This window comes from Paraburkholderia mimosarum LMG 23256 = NBRC 106338, from assembly GCF_000739815.1.
GTDB lineage: Bacteria > Pseudomonadota > Gammaproteobacteria > Burkholderiales > Burkholderiaceae > Paraburkholderia > Paraburkholderia mimosarum.
Genome location: NZ_BBJJ01000002.1, coordinates 210,791 through 228,489 on the forward strand (window position 1 = coordinate 210,791; position 17,699 = coordinate 228,489).

At 66.0% G+C, this 17,699-nt stretch carries 14 protein-coding genes; 5 read left to right on the forward strand and 9 right to left on the reverse strand.

The window, feature by feature from the left end; all coding sequences use genetic code 11:
* Window positions 1-2: 2 nt before the first annotated feature.
* From narH to BMI01S_RS03045, 9 genes are all read right to left on the reverse strand, one after another.
* Window positions 3-1,556, reverse strand: coding sequence for a nitrate reductase subunit beta (gene narH, locus BMI01S_RS03005; protein WP_028230033.1), 1,554 nt, complete (start codon window positions 1,554-1,556; stop codon window positions 3-5).
* Window positions 1,553-5,290 (reverse strand): nitrate reductase subunit alpha, encoded by a 3,738-nt coding sequence (locus BMI01S_RS03010; protein ID WP_028230032.1) that lies wholly within the window; start codon window positions 5,288-5,290, stop codon window positions 1,553-1,555. Before BMI01S_RS03010 ends, narH begins: the two co-directional genes overlap by 4 nt.
* Window positions 5,291-5,506: 216 nt before the next feature.
* On the reverse strand, window positions 5,507-6,901 hold the full coding sequence (locus BMI01S_RS03015) for a NarK family nitrate/nitrite MFS transporter (RefSeq protein ID WP_028230031.1): 1,395 nt from the start codon (window positions 6,899-6,901) through the stop codon (window positions 5,507-5,509).
* Between the two features lie 64 nt (window positions 6,902-6,965).
* Window positions 6,966-8,297, reverse strand: coding sequence for an MFS transporter (locus BMI01S_RS03020; RefSeq protein ID WP_042288233.1), 1,332 nt, complete (start codon window positions 8,295-8,297; stop codon window positions 6,966-6,968).
* A gap of 237 nt (window positions 8,298-8,534) precedes the next feature.
* Window positions 8,535-9,404: a formyltetrahydrofolate deformylase gene (purU, locus tag BMI01S_RS03025; protein ID WP_028209355.1), complete on the reverse strand. Its 870-nt coding sequence runs from the start codon at window positions 9,402-9,404 to the stop codon at window positions 8,535-8,537.
* A 74-nt stretch (window positions 9,405-9,478) separates the two neighbouring features.
* Window positions 9,479-10,348, reverse strand: a complete 870-nt coding sequence (locus BMI01S_RS03030; protein WP_028230029.1) for an NUDIX hydrolase — start codon at window positions 10,346-10,348, stop codon at window positions 9,479-9,481.
* An 18-nt stretch (window positions 10,349-10,366) separates the two neighbouring features.
* The gene (locus tag BMI01S_RS03035; RefSeq protein WP_028230028.1) at window positions 10,367-10,981 is read right to left on the reverse strand and encodes a LysE family translocator; all 615 of its coding nucleotides are present in this window, start codon (window positions 10,979-10,981) and stop codon (window positions 10,367-10,369) included.
* A 32-nt stretch (window positions 10,982-11,013) separates the two neighbouring features.
* Window positions 11,014-11,580, reverse strand: coding sequence for an adenine phosphoribosyltransferase (locus BMI01S_RS03040; RefSeq protein WP_028209352.1), 567 nt, complete (start codon window positions 11,578-11,580; stop codon window positions 11,014-11,016).
* Between the two features lie 99 nt (window positions 11,581-11,679).
* Window positions 11,680-13,695, reverse strand: coding sequence for a cation:proton antiporter domain-containing protein (locus BMI01S_RS03045; protein WP_028230027.1), 2,016 nt, complete (start codon window positions 13,693-13,695; stop codon window positions 11,680-11,682).
* 197 nt (window positions 13,696-13,892) lie between these two features.
* Between BMI01S_RS03045 and kdsD the strand changes: the two genes are divergently transcribed.
* From kdsD to lptB, 5 genes are read left to right on the forward strand one after another with little or no spacing between them, the layout of a single operon-like run.
* Window positions 13,893-14,879, forward strand: a complete 987-nt coding sequence (gene kdsD, locus BMI01S_RS03050; RefSeq protein ID WP_028209350.1) for an arabinose 5-phosphate isomerase KdsD — start codon at window positions 13,893-13,895, stop codon at window positions 14,877-14,879.
* Window positions 14,879-15,433, forward strand: coding sequence for a KdsC family phosphatase (locus tag BMI01S_RS03055; RefSeq protein WP_028230026.1), 555 nt, complete (start codon window positions 14,879-14,881; stop codon window positions 15,431-15,433). The genes kdsD and BMI01S_RS03055 overlap by 1 nt, the downstream gene beginning before the upstream one ends.
* Window positions 15,430-16,029: an LPS export ABC transporter periplasmic protein LptC gene (gene lptC, locus BMI01S_RS03060; RefSeq protein WP_028209348.1), complete on the forward strand. Its 600-nt coding sequence runs from the start codon at window positions 15,430-15,432 to the stop codon at window positions 16,027-16,029. The genes BMI01S_RS03055 and lptC overlap by 4 nt, the downstream gene beginning before the upstream one ends.
* A 31-nt stretch (window positions 16,030-16,060) precedes the next feature.
* On the forward strand, window positions 16,061-16,756 hold the full coding sequence (gene lptA / locus BMI01S_RS03065) for a lipopolysaccharide transport periplasmic protein LptA (protein ID WP_028230025.1): 696 nt from the start codon (window positions 16,061-16,063) through the stop codon (window positions 16,754-16,756).
* A gap of 20 nt (window positions 16,757-16,776) precedes the next feature.
* Entirely contained in the window at window positions 16,777-17,544 is a 768-nt protein-coding gene (gene lptB, locus BMI01S_RS03070; RefSeq protein ID WP_154671141.1) for an LPS export ABC transporter ATP-binding protein, read from the forward strand.
* Window positions 17,545-17,699 lie beyond the last annotated feature (155 nt).

Genomic DNA, 17,699 nt, shown 5'->3' on the forward strand with positions numbered 1-17,699 from the left:
GCTCAAGCTTCCGAAGGCGTCTTGCGACGCGACTTCGGCATGTCGACATACACCACGCTGCCTTCGACCTTCGAGCCGAAGAGCGAGCCGTCCGAAACGCCGCCCGAGCAGCCGTTGCCGAACGAGAAGCCGCAACTGCCCTTCTCGTTGAACGAGTCCTCGACCATCTCCTTGTGCGACGACGGCACGACGAAGCGGTCTTCGTAGTTCGCGATCGCCATGATGCGGTACATGTCCTCGACTTGTTGCGCCGTGAGGCCCACACGCTCGAGCACGGCGTCGTCGTTCACGCCGTCCACGGTCTGCGTGCGCTCGTAGGCGCGCATCGCCAGCATGCGGCTGAGTGCGCTGACCACGGGCTTCTCGTCGCCGGCGGTGAGCAGATTGGCGAGGTAGCGCATTGGAATGCGCAGGCTCTCGACGTCGGGAATCACGCCGTCCATGCCGGTATGGCCCGCGTCCGCTGCCGACTGGATCGGCGAAAGCGGCGGGACGTACCAGACCATCGGCAGCGTGCGGTACTCGGGATGCAGCGGGAACGCGATCTTCCACTCGACCGCCATCCGATACACGGGCGAGCGCACGGCGGCGTCGAGCCAGCTTTGCGGCACGCCCTGGCGACGCGCCTCGGCCTGAATCGCGGGATCGTGCGGATCGAGAAACACGTCGAGCTGCGACTGATAGAGATCCTGTGTCGATTCGACCGAAGCCGCCTCACTGATCCGGTCCGCGTCGTAGAGCATCACTCCGAGATAACGGATGCGGCCCACGCACGTTTCCGAGCACACGGTCGGCTGTCCCGCCTCGATGCGCGGATAGCAGAAGATGCACTTCTCGGCCTTGCCGCTCTTCCAGTTGAAGTACATCTTCTTGTACGGGCAGCCCGAAATGCACATGCGCCAGCCGCGGCACTTGTCCTGATCGACGAGCACGATGCCGTCGTCTTCGCGCTTGTACACCGAGCCCGACGGGCACGACGCCACGCAAGCGGGGTTCAGGCAGTGCTCGCACAAACGCGGCAGATACATCATGAAGGTGTTTTCGAAGCTCGAGTACATCTCCTTCTGCACGTTCTCGAACAGCTTGTCGCGGCTGCGCTTCTCGAACTCGCCGCCAAGATCGTCTTCCCAGTTGGGACCCCAATGGATCTTGTCCATCTTCTTGCCGGTGATGACCGACACGGGGCGCGCGGTGGGCGGCGTCTGCGAGAGAGGCGCCTTCTGCAGATGCTCGTAGTCGTAAGTGAACGGCTCGTAGTAGTCGTCGATGCCGGGCAGGTTCGGGTTGGCGAACAGGTTGGCCAGCACCTTGAGCTTCGGACCCTGGCGCGGCTCGATCTTGCCGTTCGGGTTACGCACCCAGCCGCCGTTCCACTTCTCCTGGTTCTCCCATTCCTTCGGATAGCCGATGCCGGGCTTCGTCTCGACGTTGTTGAACCACGCGTATTCGACGCCATCGCGCGAAGTCCACACGTTCTTGCACGTGACCGAGCACGTGTGGCAGCCGATGCACTTGTCGAGGTTCAGGACCATCGCCACCTGGGCGCGGATTTTCATGATGCGGCTCCTTCCTCTGCTCGTTCATCGAGCGGCCCTTCGAGCCACTCGACCTTCTTCATCTTGCGCACGATCACGTACTCGTCGCGATTGCTGCCAACCGTGCCGTAGTAGTTGAAGCCATACGCGAGCTGGGCATAGCCGCCGATCATGTGCGTCGGCTTGAGCACCGTGCGCGTGACCGAGTTGTGAATGCCGCCGCGCATGCCGCTCGTTTCCGCGCCCGGGACGTTGATGATCTTTTCCTGCGCGTGGTACATGAGGCACATGCCGCGCGGCACGCGCTGGCTCACCACCACACGCGCGGTGAGCGTGCCGTTCACGTTGAACACTTCGACCCAGTCGTTGTCGACCAGGCCCGCCTCCTTCGCCTCGGCTTCCGACACCCACACGTGCGGGCCGCCGCGCGAGAGCGTGAGCATGCGCAGGTTGTCCGTGTAGGTCGAGTGGATGCCCCACTTCTGGTGCGGCGTGATCCAGTTCAGCACGAGCTCGTGCTCACCGTTGGGTCTCGCGCCAAGCATCGGCGAGATCGTCTTCGTGTCGATGGCGGGCTTGTAGTTGCACAGGCCTTCGCCGAAGTCGAGCATCCAGCGGTGATCCTGATAGAACTGCTGACGGCCCGTGAGCGTGCGCCAGGGAATCAGCTCGTGCACGTTCGTATAGCCGGCGTTGTAGCTCACCTCTTCCGATTCGAGCCCCGACCACGTGGGCGCCGAGATGATCTTGCGCGGCTGCGCCTGCACGTCGCGAAAGCGGATCTTGTCGTGCTCGCGGCCTTCGGCCAGATGCGCGTGGTCGCGGCCCGTGATCTTCGAGAGTGCATCCCACGCCTTCACCGCAACATGGCCGTTGGTTTCCGGCGCGAAGGTGAGGATCATCTCGGCGGCGTCGATGGCCGTCTCCAGACGCGGGCGTCCCTCGGCTGCGCCACGGTTCTGCTGGATGCCCGTGAGCTGCGCGAACTCGCCCACCTCGTGCACGGTGTTCCAGTTGATCCCCTTGCCGCCGTTGCCCAGCTTCTCGAGCAGCGGCCCGACGGAGGTGAACTTGTTGTAGATCTCGCCATAGTCGCGCTCCACGAGCGTCATCGAGGGCGCGGTCTTGCCCGGAATGAGATCGCATTCGCCAAGACGCCAGTCCTTCGGCTCGAAGGCCTGGCCGAGTTCGCCGGGCGTGTCGTGCATGAGCGGCGTGCAGACGAGGTCCGTGCGCTTGCCCAGATGCGCGCCGCCGATTTCGGAGAACTTTTTCGCGATGGCCTTGTAGATCTCCCAGTCGGTCTTGCTCTCCCACAACGGCTGCACTGCCTCCGAAAGCGGATGGATGAACGGGTGCATGTCCGACGTGTTGAGGTCGTCCTTCTCGTACCACGTGGCCGAGGGCAGCACGATGTCGCCGTACAGGCACGTGGTGCTCATGCGGAAGTCGAGCACCGTGAGCAGGTCGAGCTTGCCTTCGGCCGCTTCGCGCACATTCACCTCGGCAGGCCTGATCGCATCGGCTTCGTCGCCGAACAGCGCGTGCTGGGTGCCGAGCAGGTACTTGAGGAAGTACTCGTGTCCCTTGCCCGAGCTGCCCAGAATGTTCGAGCGCCAAACGAACATGTTGCGCGGGAAGTTCGCGGGATTGTCGGGGTCGTCGCAGGCGAAATTCAACGCACCCGACGTCAGCTGATCCACGGTGTACTGCACCGGTGGCACTCCCGCGCGCTGCGCGGCTTCCACCACGTCGAGCGGATTCGCGCCCAGTTGCGGCGCCGAAGGCAGCCAGCCCATGCGCTCGGACTTCGCGTTGAGGTCGAGCATCGAGAGCCCTTCGTAGCGCGCGCGATCCGCGCCCGGCCCGAGGATCTCGTCCACGCTCACCTTCTCGTGACGCCACTGGCTCGTGTGGTTGTAGAAGAACGACGTGCCGTTCATCTGGCGCGGCGGGCGCGACCAGTCGAGCGCGAACGCGAGCGGCGCCCAGCCGAACTGCGGACGCAGCTTCTCCTGGCCCACGTAGTGCGCCCAGCCGCCACCGCTCTGGCCGATGCAGCCGCACATCATCAGCAGATTGATGATGCCGCGGTAGATCATGTCGTTGTGGTACCAGTGATTGAGCGCCGCGCCCACGATCACCATGCTCTTGCCGCGCGTGCGGTCGGCGTTGTCGGCGAACTCGCGCGCCACCTGGATCACGAGCTTGCGCGGCACCGTGGTGTGCTTCTCCTGCCATGCCGGGGTGCAGGGGATGTCGTCGTCGTACGAGGACGCCACGTTCGGGCCGCCCAGGCCCTGATCGACGCCGTAGCTGGCCATCTGCAGGTCGTAGACGGTCGCCACCAGCACGCTCGTGCCGTCCGCGAGCGCCACGCGCTTCGCGGGTACGCGGCGCGCGAGCAGTGCGCCGTGCTCGCCGCCGAAGTACGGGAAGCTCACCTCGACGACTTCGTCATGCCGATCGATGAGCGACAACTGCGGATCGATTTCGCGGCCACTGCCGCCGTCCTTCATCTCGAGGTTCCAGCGGCCCGCCTTCCTGCCGCCGTCGTGCTCGCCTTCGCCCCAGCGAAAGCCGATCGAGCCGTTCGGCGCGACGATGTCGCCCGTCGTGGCATCGATGGCGAGCGTCTTCCATTGCGGGTTGTTCGCTTCGTCGAGATTCGCGGCGAGCTGCGAGGCGCGCAGGAACTGGTCCGGCACGAGCGCGCCGTCGCGCCGCGCGAGCGTGACGAGCATCGGCATGTCGGTGTACTGCTTCACGTAATCGCGGAAGTACGTAGACCTGGCCGTAGCGTGGAACTCCTTGAGCACCACGTGGCCCATTGCCAGCGCGAGCGCAGCGTCGGTGCCCTGCTTCGGCGCGAGCCAGATGTCGCCGAACTTCACCATCTCGCCGAAATCCGACGACACCGCCACCGTCTTCGTGCCCTTGTAGCGGACTTCGGTGTAGAAGTGAGCGTCGGGCGTGCGCGTTTGCGGCACGTTCGAACCCCACACCATGAGATACGTGGAGTTGTACCAATCGGCCGATTCCGGCACGTCGGTCTGCTCGCCCCAGATCTGCGGCGAAGACGGCGGCAAGTCGCAATACCAGTCGTAGAACGACAGACACGCGCCGCCGATCAGGCTCAGATAGCGCGCGCCCGCGGCATACGACACCATCGACATGGCCGGAATGGGCGAGAAGCCCACCACGCGATCGGGGCCGTACTTGCCGATGGTGTAGGCGTTGGCCGCGGCGATGATCTCGCTGGCCGTGTCCCAGTCCGCGCGCACGAAGCCGCCCTGCCCGCGCGCACGCTTGTAGCGTGCCGCCTTCTTCGGGTCCTCGACGATATCGGCCCACGCCGCTACAGGGTCGAGCGTCTTGCGGGCCTCGCGCCACATCTCGATCAGGCGGCCGCGGATCATCGGGTACTTCACGCGCTGCGCGGAGTACACGTACCAGCTATACGATGCGCCGCGCGGGCAGCCGCGCGGTTCATGATTGGGCAGATCCGCGCGCGTGCGCGGGTAGTCGGTCTGCTGCGTTTCCCACGTGATCAGGCCGTTTTTCACGTAGACCTTCCACGAGCACGAGCCCGTGCAGTTCACACCGTGGGTCGAACGCACGATCTTGTCGTGCTGCCAGCGGCTGCGATAGCCGTCTTCCCATTTGCGGTCCTCGTTCACCACCGCGCCGTGGCCGTTCGAAAACGTCGACTTCACGCGCGACATGAACTTCAACCGGTCCAGAAAATGACTCATCAGGTTCTCCGGGACTGCTGCTGGAATCGTTCGATCGAGCCCGTCGCCGCACCATGTATTGCCTGCGCGGCGCCTGGCGCTCGTATCGTTCCGAGTATGGCGAGCAGGCGCTTGCCTGCCCATTCATCGAGCGGAGGGTGCGCGCAGCGCATCGGGAGGAGTCCCGTTGCGCCGCGCTACGCCTAAAGGACTAGTCCGCTGTCGTCTCCGCTCGCTTCAGCAAGGCATGGAAGCGTTGCGGCGCGCGTAGAACAGCCACGTCACCGCGGCGCATACCACGTAGAAGCCGATGAAGCAGAGGAGCGCGCCGACAGGCGAGCCCGTCAGGTCGAGCGAGGTGCCGAAGCTCTTCGGAATGAAGAAGCCGCCGTAAGCGCCCATTGCACCGGCGAAGCCGAGCACCGCCGCGGATTCCTTGCCGGCCTCGGCAAGCGCGCGCTGCTGCTCGCCCGCGCCGCCGGCCTTCGCCGCGCGCTGGTGTTGCGTGAGGAAGATCACGGGAATCATGCGGAAGGTCGAGCCGTTGCCAATGCCGGTGAGCGCGAAGAGCACGACGAACATCGCGAGGAAACCGCCGAAGCTGCCCTGTGTGCCGCCCAGCGCGCCGCCCGGCAGGAAGGCGATCACGCCCGCCACGGCCGCGATCATCGCGAGGAAGGTCCAGAGCGTGACGCGCGCGCCGCCCAGCTTGTCCGAGATCCATCCGCCAGCGGGGCGGGTGAGCGCGCCGGCGAGCGGCCCGAGGAAGGCCCATGCAGTGGGGTTGATGGCGGGAAATTCCGCCTTCGTGAGCAGCGCCAGGCCAGCGGAGAAGCCGATGAACGAGCCGAAGGTGCCGACATAGAGAAAGCACATGATCCAGTTGTGCGCGCGGCGGAAGATCACGGCCTGCTCGCTGAACGACGCTTTTGCATCGGCGATGTCGTTCATGCCGAACCAGGCGGCGAACGAAGACACGACGATGAGCGGAATCCATACGAAGCCCGCGTTCTGCAGCCAGATGGTGTGCTCCACGCCGTCCTTCACCCAGCTCTGCCCGTCGCCGAGCAGGCCCGCGAATACGGCCGTCGAGATGACGATCGGCGTGACGAACTGCACGAGCGAGACACCCAGGTTGCCGATGCCTGCATTGAGGCCGGTGGCGAAGCCTTTGCGCGACTTCGGGAAGAAGAAGCTGATGTTCGCCATCGACGAGCTGAAGTTCGCGCCGCCGAGTCCGCACAACAGGGCGAGCACGAGCAGCGTCGCATACGAGGTCGACGGATCGCGCAGTGCGAAGCCCATGCCGAAGGCCGGGATCAGCAGGCTCGCCGTGGAGATCGCCGTGAAGCGGCGGCCGCCGAATATCGGCACGAGGAACGAATAGAAGATACGCAGCGTGGCGCCCGAAAGCGCGGGCAGCGCCGTGAGCCAGAAGAGCTCGTTCTTCGTGAAGTGAAAGCCGCCTTTATCGAGGTTGACGACCGTGACGCTCCACAGCGACCACACCACGAATGCCAGCATCAGCGCCGGAATCGAGATCCAGAGGTTGCGGGTGGCGATCTGTTCGCCGGAAGCTTGCCAGAACTTCCTGTTCTCGGGCTCCCATTGGGTCAGCAAATATTTGGACATGATTGTGCTCTTGCATCAGGTGCCGCACGCGCGGCGCGGGTTGATTCGATTAACCGACCATTCATCAGGGTTGCGAAGTTTCTTTCACCAGAGCGCTCCCTTCGGGCGTCTTGCCCGCGAGCTTTGCGCGGCCGTTGACGAGCGCTTCGGGGCGGAACGAGAAGTGCATGAACAGCAGGCTCACCGCGGTGGCGCCGAACATCAGCATGAAACAGGTGGTGCGGACGCCGGTGAGATCCACGAGGAAGCCGAACAGGATCGGCAGGACGAACCCGGCGAGGCCGCCCGCCAGCCCCACGACGCCGGAGACCGCGCCGATGTTGGCGGTGTAGTCGTCGCCGATGAACTTGAAGACCGAGGCCTTGCCCACCGCCATCGCGATGCCGACGACGAACATCAGCACCGTGTAGAAGACCGGTCCCGTGCTGATATGCAGGCCGAGCGGGCCATGCGCGCTATGGATCACGAAGTCGGTAGGCGGGTAGCTCAGCAGGAAGAAGCACGCGAGCGAGACCCACATCACGGCCCATGTCGTGCGATACGCACCGTAGCGGTCCGACAGCCAGCCGCCGAACGCGCGCAGCACACCGCCGGGCAGCGAGAAGCACGCCGCGAGAAACGCCGCATGCTCGATGCCGAAGCCGTACTGGTTCACGTAGTACTGCGGCATCCACAGCGCAAGCCCGACATAGCCGCCGAACACCACCGAGTAGTACTGCGCATAGCGCAGCACGCGCGGGTCGGCGAGCACGCGCATCTGGCCCGCCACGCTGGCGGAGTCCCCGACGCGGTGCGCCGGATCGGTCGCGGAAAACAGCCAGAACAGCAGCGCGGTCACGAGCATGGCGACCGCGTAGATTTTCGGCACGATGGTCCACGTACCGGCCGCGACGATCAGCACCGGCGCCACGAATTTGTTGAGCGCGGCGCCCGAATTGCCCGCGCCGAAGATGCCCATCGCGAGGCCCTGGCGCGACTTCGGGAACCAGCGCGCGACATAGGGCGTGCCGACCGAAAACGATGCGCCCGCGAAGCCCACGAACAGGCCGAGGACGAGGAATTGCCAGAATTGCGTCGCGTACGAGACGAGCCAGATCGGCACGATCGTAGCGAGCATGGTAAGGAAGAAGACGATGCGCCCGCCGAAGCGGTCGGTCCAGATGCCGAGCGGCACGCGGGCGAGCGAACCGGTGAGCACCGGCGTTGCCGCGATCAGGCCGAATTCGGTGTCGGTGAGGTGCAGCTGTTGTTTGAGCGGAATGCCGAGGATCGCGAACATCATCCAGACGGCAAAGCAGATCGTGAACGCGAAGGTGCTCGAACCCAGCACGCGCCATGCACGACTATCGGCGACAGGATCCGCGCGCGGGGCCACGCCAGCTTGCTTGCCTTTCATGATTTTCCCTCTTGTCGTTTTGTTGACGTGACAAGCGTAGGAAAGACGAAAGGTGCGGGCTATTCTCCGCAGGGAGTGAGCGACGATGCGCCGCTAGATCTTAAGGAGTATACCGGGGATGTGACGGCGCGGAACAAAAGCCGCAGGAATGCGCCGGGGTCAACAAGAACAGATGGGAAAGCCGTAGCGCGTCATGAAACGCGCTACGGCATGGTTCGCAGTGGCATCAACGCAAGATCAGCGGAAGACCACCGTCTTGTGCCCGTTGAGCACGATGCGATGCTCGACGTGCCACTTCACCGCGCGCGCGAGCGTCACGCATTCCACGTCGCGGCCGATCGCCGTGAGCTGGTCCGGCGTCATGTTGTGATCGACACGCTCCACTTCCTGCTCGATGATCGGGCCTTCGTCGAGATCGGACGTCACGTAGTGCGCCGTTGCGCCAATGAGCTTCACGCCGCGGTCGAACGCCTGGTAGTACGGCTTCGCGCCCTTGAAGCTCGGCAGGAACGAGTGATGGATGTTGATCGCGCGGCCTTCGAGCGCCTTGCACAGCTGCGGCGAAAGGATCTGCATATAGCGCGCGAGCACCACGAGATCGGCGCCTTCGCGGTTCACCACTTCGAGCACGCGCGCTTCCTGCGCGGCCTTGTCGGCATCGGTGCCGCCGAGCAGCGGGAAGTGATGGAACGGAATGTTGTAGCTCGCCGCGAGCTGATAGAAGTCCTTGTGGTTCGAGATGATCGCGGGAATCTCGATGGGCAGCTGGCCGGTGCGGTAGCGGAACAGCAGGTCGTTCAGGCAGTGGCCGATCTTCGAGACCATGATGACGACGCGCGGCTTCACGTTCGCGTCATGGAGCTCCCAGCGCATGCCGAACTCCTGCGCGAGCGGCTCGAACGCTTCGCGCAGGCCGTCGAGGCCCGGGTCGCCGCCCACCTGCTGGAAGTGCACGCGCATGAAGAACTCGCCCGTATGGCTGTCGCCGAACTGCGCCGAGTCGAGAATGTTGCTGCCGCGCTCGAACAGAAAGCCCGACACGGCATGCACGATGCCCGGCCGGTCGGCGCACGATAGTCTGAGAATGAAGCTGTGATCGGTCGACATGACCCTGGTAACTCCCGTCTATACCTGGTGATTCAAAAGGGCTTTGGGGCTTTCCTAAAAGAACCGGCGCCCTTTCACAGCGTCGGCGCCTCGAAGATCGCGGCAATGCCCTCGCACGCGTCTTCGTCTATCCATTGGCGGCGCAGCAGGCAGTCGAGCGTCGCGAGGCTCGCGTCCACCGTCATCGCGCCTTCCTCGATCCAGCGCGCGGCTTCGTCGATACGCGCGAGGCGGTGCTCGCCGACTTCGCCGTCCTGGTTGTGCGGCACGAAGTCGGCCGGAAGCACGAGATCGTAGACGAAGATCTGCTCGGCCTGCGTGCCTTCGGGCAGCGACTGCAGCACGTGCACGGTGCGGCCGGCACGCGCCTCGCGCGCGAGATCCGCGCCGATGCCCGCTTCTTCCCAGCATTCCTTCACGAGCGTGGCCTCGATGTCGAAACCCCAGCCGATGCCGCCCGCCACGACGTTGTCGAGCATGCCCGGGTCGGTGGCCTTGGTGTGGCTGCGCCGCGCGATCCATAGCTGCGGTGCGCCGGGCGACAAGGAATGCGCGTATTCTACGACGCCGTTCAGATGCACCGCGTACGTCATCGTGCCGAAGAAGCGCGAGGCCGCGCGTTCGATGAAGGCGAGCGGCGGTGCTTCGAAGGCGTTGCGGATCGCGTAGGTTTCGTTGCGCCAGCCGGGAATGCGGCCTTCTGCCGCCAGCGCGCCGATCACCGAGCCTAGCGCCGCGCTGCGCGCCGGCACGCTGTCGAAGTGCCCAGCGAGCGTCACGCGCGCGCTTTGCGCGTCGCCATCGATCTCGAACACGTCGGGCCAGCGCGCGAGCAGCGCGACATCGTCCTCGCGGATCCAGCCCACGCGCTCGTCGCCGATATGAAACGGCAGATGCGCAGCGACGTCGAAACGCCGCGCGTCGATAATGCAAGGCAACGTCATCGATCAGGACTCCGTAGATCAGTCGCGCAGGGCGATTCGAATTCCAATGGCGATAAAGGTGAGGCCCGCAAGGCGATCGAGCCACACGCCCGCGCGCGGTCGGCGCTTGAGCCAGCCGCCGATCGTGCCCGCACAGAGCCCGAAGATCGAGAACACCACGACCGTCTGCGCCATGAACACGAGGCCGAGTTCGAGCATCTGCAGGGTGACGCTCTGTGCGCCGTGCGCGTCGACGAACTGCGGCAGGAACACGACGAAGAACAGCGTCACTTTCGGATTCAGCATGTTGCCGAGCACGCTCTGGCGAAAGATCGCCAAAAGCGGCTGGCGCGGCCGGTCGCCCGCGGCGGCGAGGCCCTGGCTCTTGAGCGCCTTCACGCCGATCCACACGAGATACGCGGCGCCCGCGAGCTTGAGGATCTGGAACGCGAGTGGCGACGCGCGCAGGACAGCGGCCACGCCGAGGGCGGCGAGCGTGGTATGGAACGTCACGCCCGCGGCGAAACCGAGCGCGGCCACGAGACCAGCGGCGCGGCCCTGCGAAATGCCGCGCGCGAGCACCTGGAGGTTGTCGGGGCCCGGCGCGAAGGTAATGGCGAGGGACGTGGCGAGAAAGAGCGCGAAATTCGGCATGAGATCGACTCGTAACGGTGCGCGTTCGGGTTTCAGTGGCCGCCGAAGGCGGTGACGGTGAAGAGCGGCAGGCCCGCCTCGGTCAGCAGCTTCGAGCCGCCCAGCTCCGGCAGGTCGATGATCGCGGCGCCCTCCACCACGGACGCGCCGAGGCGTTCGAGCAGCAGCTTGCCGGCCATCATGGTGCCACCGGTGGCGATCAGGTCGTCGACGATCACGACCCGGTCGCCCTTGCCGCAAGCATCCTCGTGGATCTCGACGGTCGCTTCGCCGTATTCGAGCTTGTAGGTCTCGGAGACGGTCTTGTACGGCAGCTTGCCGATCTTGCGGATCGGAATGAAGCCCACGTTCAGCTCGTACGCGACGATCGGCCCGATGATGAAGCCGCGCGCGTCGAGCCCCGCCACGTAGTCGAGCTTCGCGTCCACGTAGCGCTCGACGAACAGGTCGATCAGCACGCGCAGCCCCTTCGGGTCGCCGATGAGCGGCGTGATATCGCGGAACTGCACGCCGGGCTGTGGCCAGTCCGGCACCGTGCGGATCAGGCTGTTCACGAACTGGGCGGCTTGCGCGCTCGGATTCGCAGGTGCGTTGGACATGATTTCTCCGGGTATTGACGGGATAAAGAACAGTAGGGCGTATAAACGGGGCAGGACCTTTGCATGGGCGGTCGCCAGCCAGCGATCCTGGCGGCCGCGTCAGGCCGCCGCCGCGCCCGCACCAGCGGCGCCCGGCTTGCGGTGCCGGGAGAGCCGCTCCTCGGCCAGCGCGAGTTGCTCGGGCAGGCCGCGCAGCACGACGATGTCGGCTTCGCGCAGCTTCGTCGACGGGTCCGGCTCGACGCCGCGAATGCCGTGGCGGCGGATCGCCGTCACCTCGACACCGAGCTCGACAAGCCCCAGGTCCGCGAGCGTGCGGCCCACGGCGTCGGCGCGCTCGTCGACCGGTACGGATTGTAGCCGCACCTGCTCGTGACCGTCCTCGCCCACATCGTCGGTGCCGTGGAAGTAGCCGCGCAGGAGGCTGTAACGTTCGTCGCGCAGTTCCTCGACGCGACGCACCACGCGCCGCATCGGCACGCCCATCAGCACCAGCATGTGCGAGGCGAGCATCAGGCTGCCTTCCACGATCTCGGGAATCACCTCGGTCGCGCCCGCGGCGAGCAGGCGTTCGAGATCGGCGTCGTCGACGGTGCGCACGATCACGGGCAAGGTGGGCTCCAGTTCGTGAATGTGATGGAGCACGCGAAAGGCCGACTGCGTATTGGCATAGGTGATCGCCACCGCAGCCGCGCGGTGGATGCCCGCGGCGACGAGCGACTCGCGCCGCGCGGCATCGCCGAACACCACCGACTCGCCCGCCGCTGCCGCGGCCGCCACGCGGTCCGGGTCGAGGTCGAGCGCGACGTACGAGAGGCCCTCGTATTCGAGCATGCGCGCGAGGTTCTGCCCCGCGCGGCCATATCCGCACACGATCACGTGGCCGCTTTGCTTGATGCTTTGCGTGGCGATGCGCGTCATCATCAGCGACTGCTGCATCCATTCCGTCGAGGAAAGGCGCAGTACGATGCGGTCGGCGTTCTGGATCAGGAACGGCGCGGCGAGCATGGAAAGCAGCATGGCCGCGAGGATCGCCTGCAGGAGCGTCGGATCGACGAGATGCCGGTCGAGAATGAGGTTCAGCAGCACGAAGCCGAATTCGCCGGCCTGCGCGAGGCCGAGACCCGTGCGCATCGCCACGCCCGGCGAGGCGCCGAACATGCGCGTGAGCGCCGTGATGAGCACGGCCTTGAGCACGACCGGCCCGACCAGGAAGCCCGCCACCATGAGGGGGTGCTGCCAGATCACGTGCGGGTTGAGCAGCATGCCCGTGGTCACGAAGAAGAGGCCGAGCAGCACGTCGCGAAACGGCTTGATGTCCTCTTCCACCTGATGCCGGTACGGCGTCTCGGCGATCAGCATGCCCGCGATGAAGGCGCCGAGCGCGAGCGAGAGGCCGAACTTGTCGGTGATGAACGCGGCGCCCAGCGTGACGAGCAGCACGTTGAGCACGAACAGTTCCTGCGAGCGGCGCCGCGCGACCACGTTGAACCAGCGCGTCATGAACTTCTGCCCCACGATGAGCAGAATGCCGAGCGCGAGCACGATCTTCACGGCGGCCATGCCGAGCGACTCGAAGAGCGACGCCGAAGAGCCGCCGAACGCCGCGATCACGATGAGGAGCGGCACCACGGCCAGATCCTGGAACAGCAGCACGCCCAGAATGTTGCGGCCGTGCTCCGATTCGATCTCGAGCCGCTCGGACAGCATCTTGCTGACGATGGCCGTGGACGACATGGCGAGCGCGCCACCCAGCGCGACGCACGCCTGCCAGGTGATATGCACCCACGGCTCCAGCACGAGCCCGAGCAGGAGCGCCACCAGGATCGTGCCCATCACCTGCGAGAGACCGAGGCCGAACACCGCATGGCGCATGGCGCGCAGCTTCGAGAGCGAGAACTCGAGGCCGATGGAGAACATCAGGAACACGACGCCGAACTCGGCCAGGTTCTGCGCGCCGTGCGTGTCCGGCACGATGCCAAGCGCGCGCGGGCCCACGAGGATGCCGACCGTGAGGTAGCCGAGCATCGGCGGCAGATTCAGATAGCGGAACAGGACGACGCCGACCACCGAGGCGAGCAGCAGGAACAGCGTCATTTCCAGCGGGGAGATCATCGTGTGGAGCGTCCTCGTTCGTCAGCCGCGGTTTGCATGAGCGGCGATGCAAAATCTGCCCCGCGCCGTCTCAATGATCGACGCAAAGGCGGCTCAATGGGAAGGGCTGCGGGAGAAACTGCGGGGCGGCGCGCGCACGAGGTTTTCGCGCTGGGGGCGCCGGCGCGGCGCGCAGACGCCTTTGCTATACTCCGCGGATGATAGCGAAAATCAATGGCGATCGGGCACTGAAGCTCGCTCGCGACGTGCTCGACACCGAAGCCGACGCCGTGCGCGGGCTTCGCGACCGGCTCGACGACAGCTTCGTCAGCGCGGTCGATCTCATCCTCAGCTGCCGCGGCCGCGTGGTCGTTTCCGGCATCGGCAAATCGGGCCACATTGCCCGCAAGCTCGCGGCCACGCTCGCCTCCACCGGCACCCCGGCGTTCTTCGTGCATCCGGCCGAAGCCAGTCACGGCGACCTCGGCATGGTCACCGCCGAAGACGTGTTCATCGGCCTGTCGAACTCCGGCGAATCCGAAGAGCTCGTGGCGATCCTGCCGCTCGTCAAGCGCATCGGCGCGAAGCTGATCGGCATGACGGGCAATCGCCCGCAATCGACGCTCGGCAAACTCTCCGACGTGCATCTCGACGCAGGCGTGGAAAAGGAAGCCTGCCCGCTGAACCTCGCGCCCACCGCGAGCACCACGGCGGCGCTCGCCTTGAGCGACGCGCTCGCGGTCGCGGTGCTCGACGCGCGCGGCTTCGGCGCCGACGACTTCGCGCGCTCGCATCCGGGTGGCGCGCTCGGCCGGCGCCTCCTCACCTACGTGCGCGACGTGATGCGCACCGGCGACGAAATTCCAAAAGTGCGCGACGACGTAACCGTGCGCGACGCCCTCTTCCAGCTGACGGCCAAGCGTATGGGCATGACGGCGATCGTCGGCGCGGACAACCGCGTGGAAGGCATTTTCACCGACGGCGACCTGCGCCGCGTGCTGGAGCGCGTCGGCGATTTCCGCGACCTGCCGATCGCGCAGGTCATGACCCGCGCCCCGCGCACCATCGGCCCGGACCAGCTCGCAGTCGAAGCCGTGGAACTGATGGAGCGACATCGCATCAATCAGATGCTGGTCGTCGATGCCGAGGGCACGCTGATCGGCGCGCTCAACATGCACGACCTGTTCTCCAAGAAGGTAATCTGATGGCACTCCCCCTCGACGCGACCGCGCGCGCAGCGCGTGTGCGGCTCATGATCTTCGACGTCGACGGTGTGCTCACCGACGGCGGCCTGCTCTTCACCGGCGCGGGCGACACCATGAAGGCGTTCAACTCGCTGGACGGCCACGGCGCGAAGCTCCTGCGCGTGGCCGGCATCGACACGGCCATCATCACCGGGCGCCGCTCGGAGATCGTCGCCATGCGCGCGAAGGAGCTGAAGATCACGCACCTGTGGCAGGGCGTGGAAGACAAGCGCGTGGCGTTCGCCGAGCTGCTGTCGCAAACGGGCATCGCGCCCGAAGCGTGCGGCTACATGGGCGACGACTGGCCCGACCTCGGCGTGATGCTCCAGTGCGGCTTCGCGGCCGCGCCCGCGAACGCCCATCCCGACGTGCTTTCGCGCGCCCACTGGGTGTCCGACAAGGTGGGCGGCCACGGCGCCGTGCGCGAAGTCGCCGACCTGATCCTGCGCGCGCAGAACCGCTATGAGTCCATGCTCGCCGAGGCCTGCGCGCCGCTGTCCGGGATGCCGCGATGAACCAGAAGTTCCGCCTCACCTCGCTCGTGCCGCTCGTGTGCGTGGCCGCGCTCGCCGGCTTCACGTGGTGGCTGCTGCAGGCCGTCCAGCCGCGCGAAAAAGAGGCGGCGCCGCGTCCGCTCACGCATACGCCCGACTATTTCGCCGACAACTTCTCGGTCTCCGAGCTCGATCAGTCCGGCGCGACGCAGTACCGGCTCACCGCCACGCACATGGTTCACTACGAGGACGACGAGAACAGCGACCTCACGAATCCGGCCGTGCGCGCGTTCCAGCCGGGCAAGCCGATCGTGACGGCCACGGGCGAGCGCGGCACGGTCAATGCCGACGCCTCGATCGTGAACCTGTACGACAACGCGCGCATCCTGCGGGCGGCCGGCGCCGGCGATCCGGAAATGCAGGCTGACTCGGAGCATTTCAAAGTGCTGGTGAACGACGATGTGATCCTGACCGAAAAGCCGGTTAAACTTCGTCGCGGCCAGTCGGTCATGACGGCCACCAGCGGCATGAACTACAACAACGTCACCCGGGTCATCCAGCTCTTCGGCAACGTCCGCGGAGCCATCGCCCCGGCTGACTCCGGCGGCTCGTCCTGAGCGCCGGGCCGTCCACGCAAGGCATGATTGCATGAACGATTCGCTTCCCCGTCCTCTGAACGGCCGTTCGCCCGAAGCGCGCCGCGCCCTGTTCGCGGCGCTGTCGGCGCTCGCGCTGCTGCTCGGCGGCCTCGCGCCCGCGGCCCACGCCGAGCGCGCCGACAAGGACAAGCCGCTCAATATCGAAGCGGACAACATGACGTATGACGATCTGAAGCAGCAGACCATCTTCACCGGCCACGTGGTCGCCACCAAGGGTACGATTCTCATCAAGGCCGACAAGGTCGTCGTCACGCAGGACCCGCAGGGCTACCAGTTCGCGACGGGCACCGTCGCGCCGGGCACGCCGGCCGAGAAGCTCGCCTATTTCCGCCAGAAGCGCGAGGGCCTCGACGAATACGTCGACGGCACCGCCGAGCGCATCGACTACGACGGCAGGCAAGACCTCACCACGCTCACGACGCGCGCCACGGTGCGCCGCCTGCAGGGCCTCTCGACGGTGATGGACCAGGTCCACGGCAGCGTCGTCACCTACGACGGCCAGAACGACTTCTATACGGCAAGATCGGGCAAGGACGTCGCCGGCCCCGGCAACCCCGGCGGCCGCGTGCGGGCCATGCTCTCGCCGCGCACCACAGGAGCGCCGGCCGCCGGCGCGCAGCCGGGCGCGGGCGCCCCCGCCACGCTCACGCCGTCCACCACGCTGCAGGGAGCGCCGCAACAGTGAACACCGTCACCGCCCCCCAAATCCATGGCCGCCAGCTCGCCGGCAAGACGAGCTCGCTCGTCGTGCGCAACCTGAAGAAGCGCTATGGCTCGCGCACGGTCGTCAAGGACGTTTCGCTCGACGTGAAAAGTGGCGAAGTGGTCGGGCTGCTCGGGCCCAACGGCGCCGGCAAGACCACCTCGTTCTACATGATCGTAGGTCTCGTGCCGCTCGATGCCGGCGAGATCGATCTCGACGGCCAGTCCATCAGCCTGCTGCCGATCCACAAGCGCGCGGCGCTCGGCCTCTCGTATTTGCCGCAGGAAGCTTCGGTGTTCCGCAAGCTCACCGTGGAAGAGAACATCCGCGCAGTGCTCGAGTTGCAGGTGGACGGCAACGGCAAACGTCTGTCGAAAGACGTGATCAGCGAGCGCACGGATGCGCTGCTCGACGAGCTGCAGATCGCGCATTTGCGCGATAACCCGGCGCTCTCGCTTTCCGGTGGCGAGCGCCGCCGTGTGGAAATTGCACGCGCCCTCGCAACCGACCCGAGCTTCATCCTGCTCGACGAGCCGTTCGCGGGCGTCGACCCGATCGCCGTGCTCGAAATCCAGAAGATCGTGAAGTTCCTCAAGCAGCGCAACATCGGCGTGCTGATCACGGACCACAACGTGCGCGAGACGCTCGGCATCTGCGATCACGCGTACATCATCAGCGACGGCTCGGTGCTCGCGGCCGGCGCGCCCGGCGACATCATCGAGAACGAAAGTGTGCGCCGCGTCTATCTCGGCGAGCACTTCCGCATGTAAGCCCACGGGCGCGCCCCGCGCGCCCGCCCGCCGGCCCGTAGCCCGGCGCTGCTCACGAGGCGTGAGCGATCCGCTTTCCCGTTGTCAGGCAGGCGCCACGTCTGCTTTCCCCGCGTCATTCCGCCGTGCCCGCCGTGCCCCTAAAGAGTGCATGG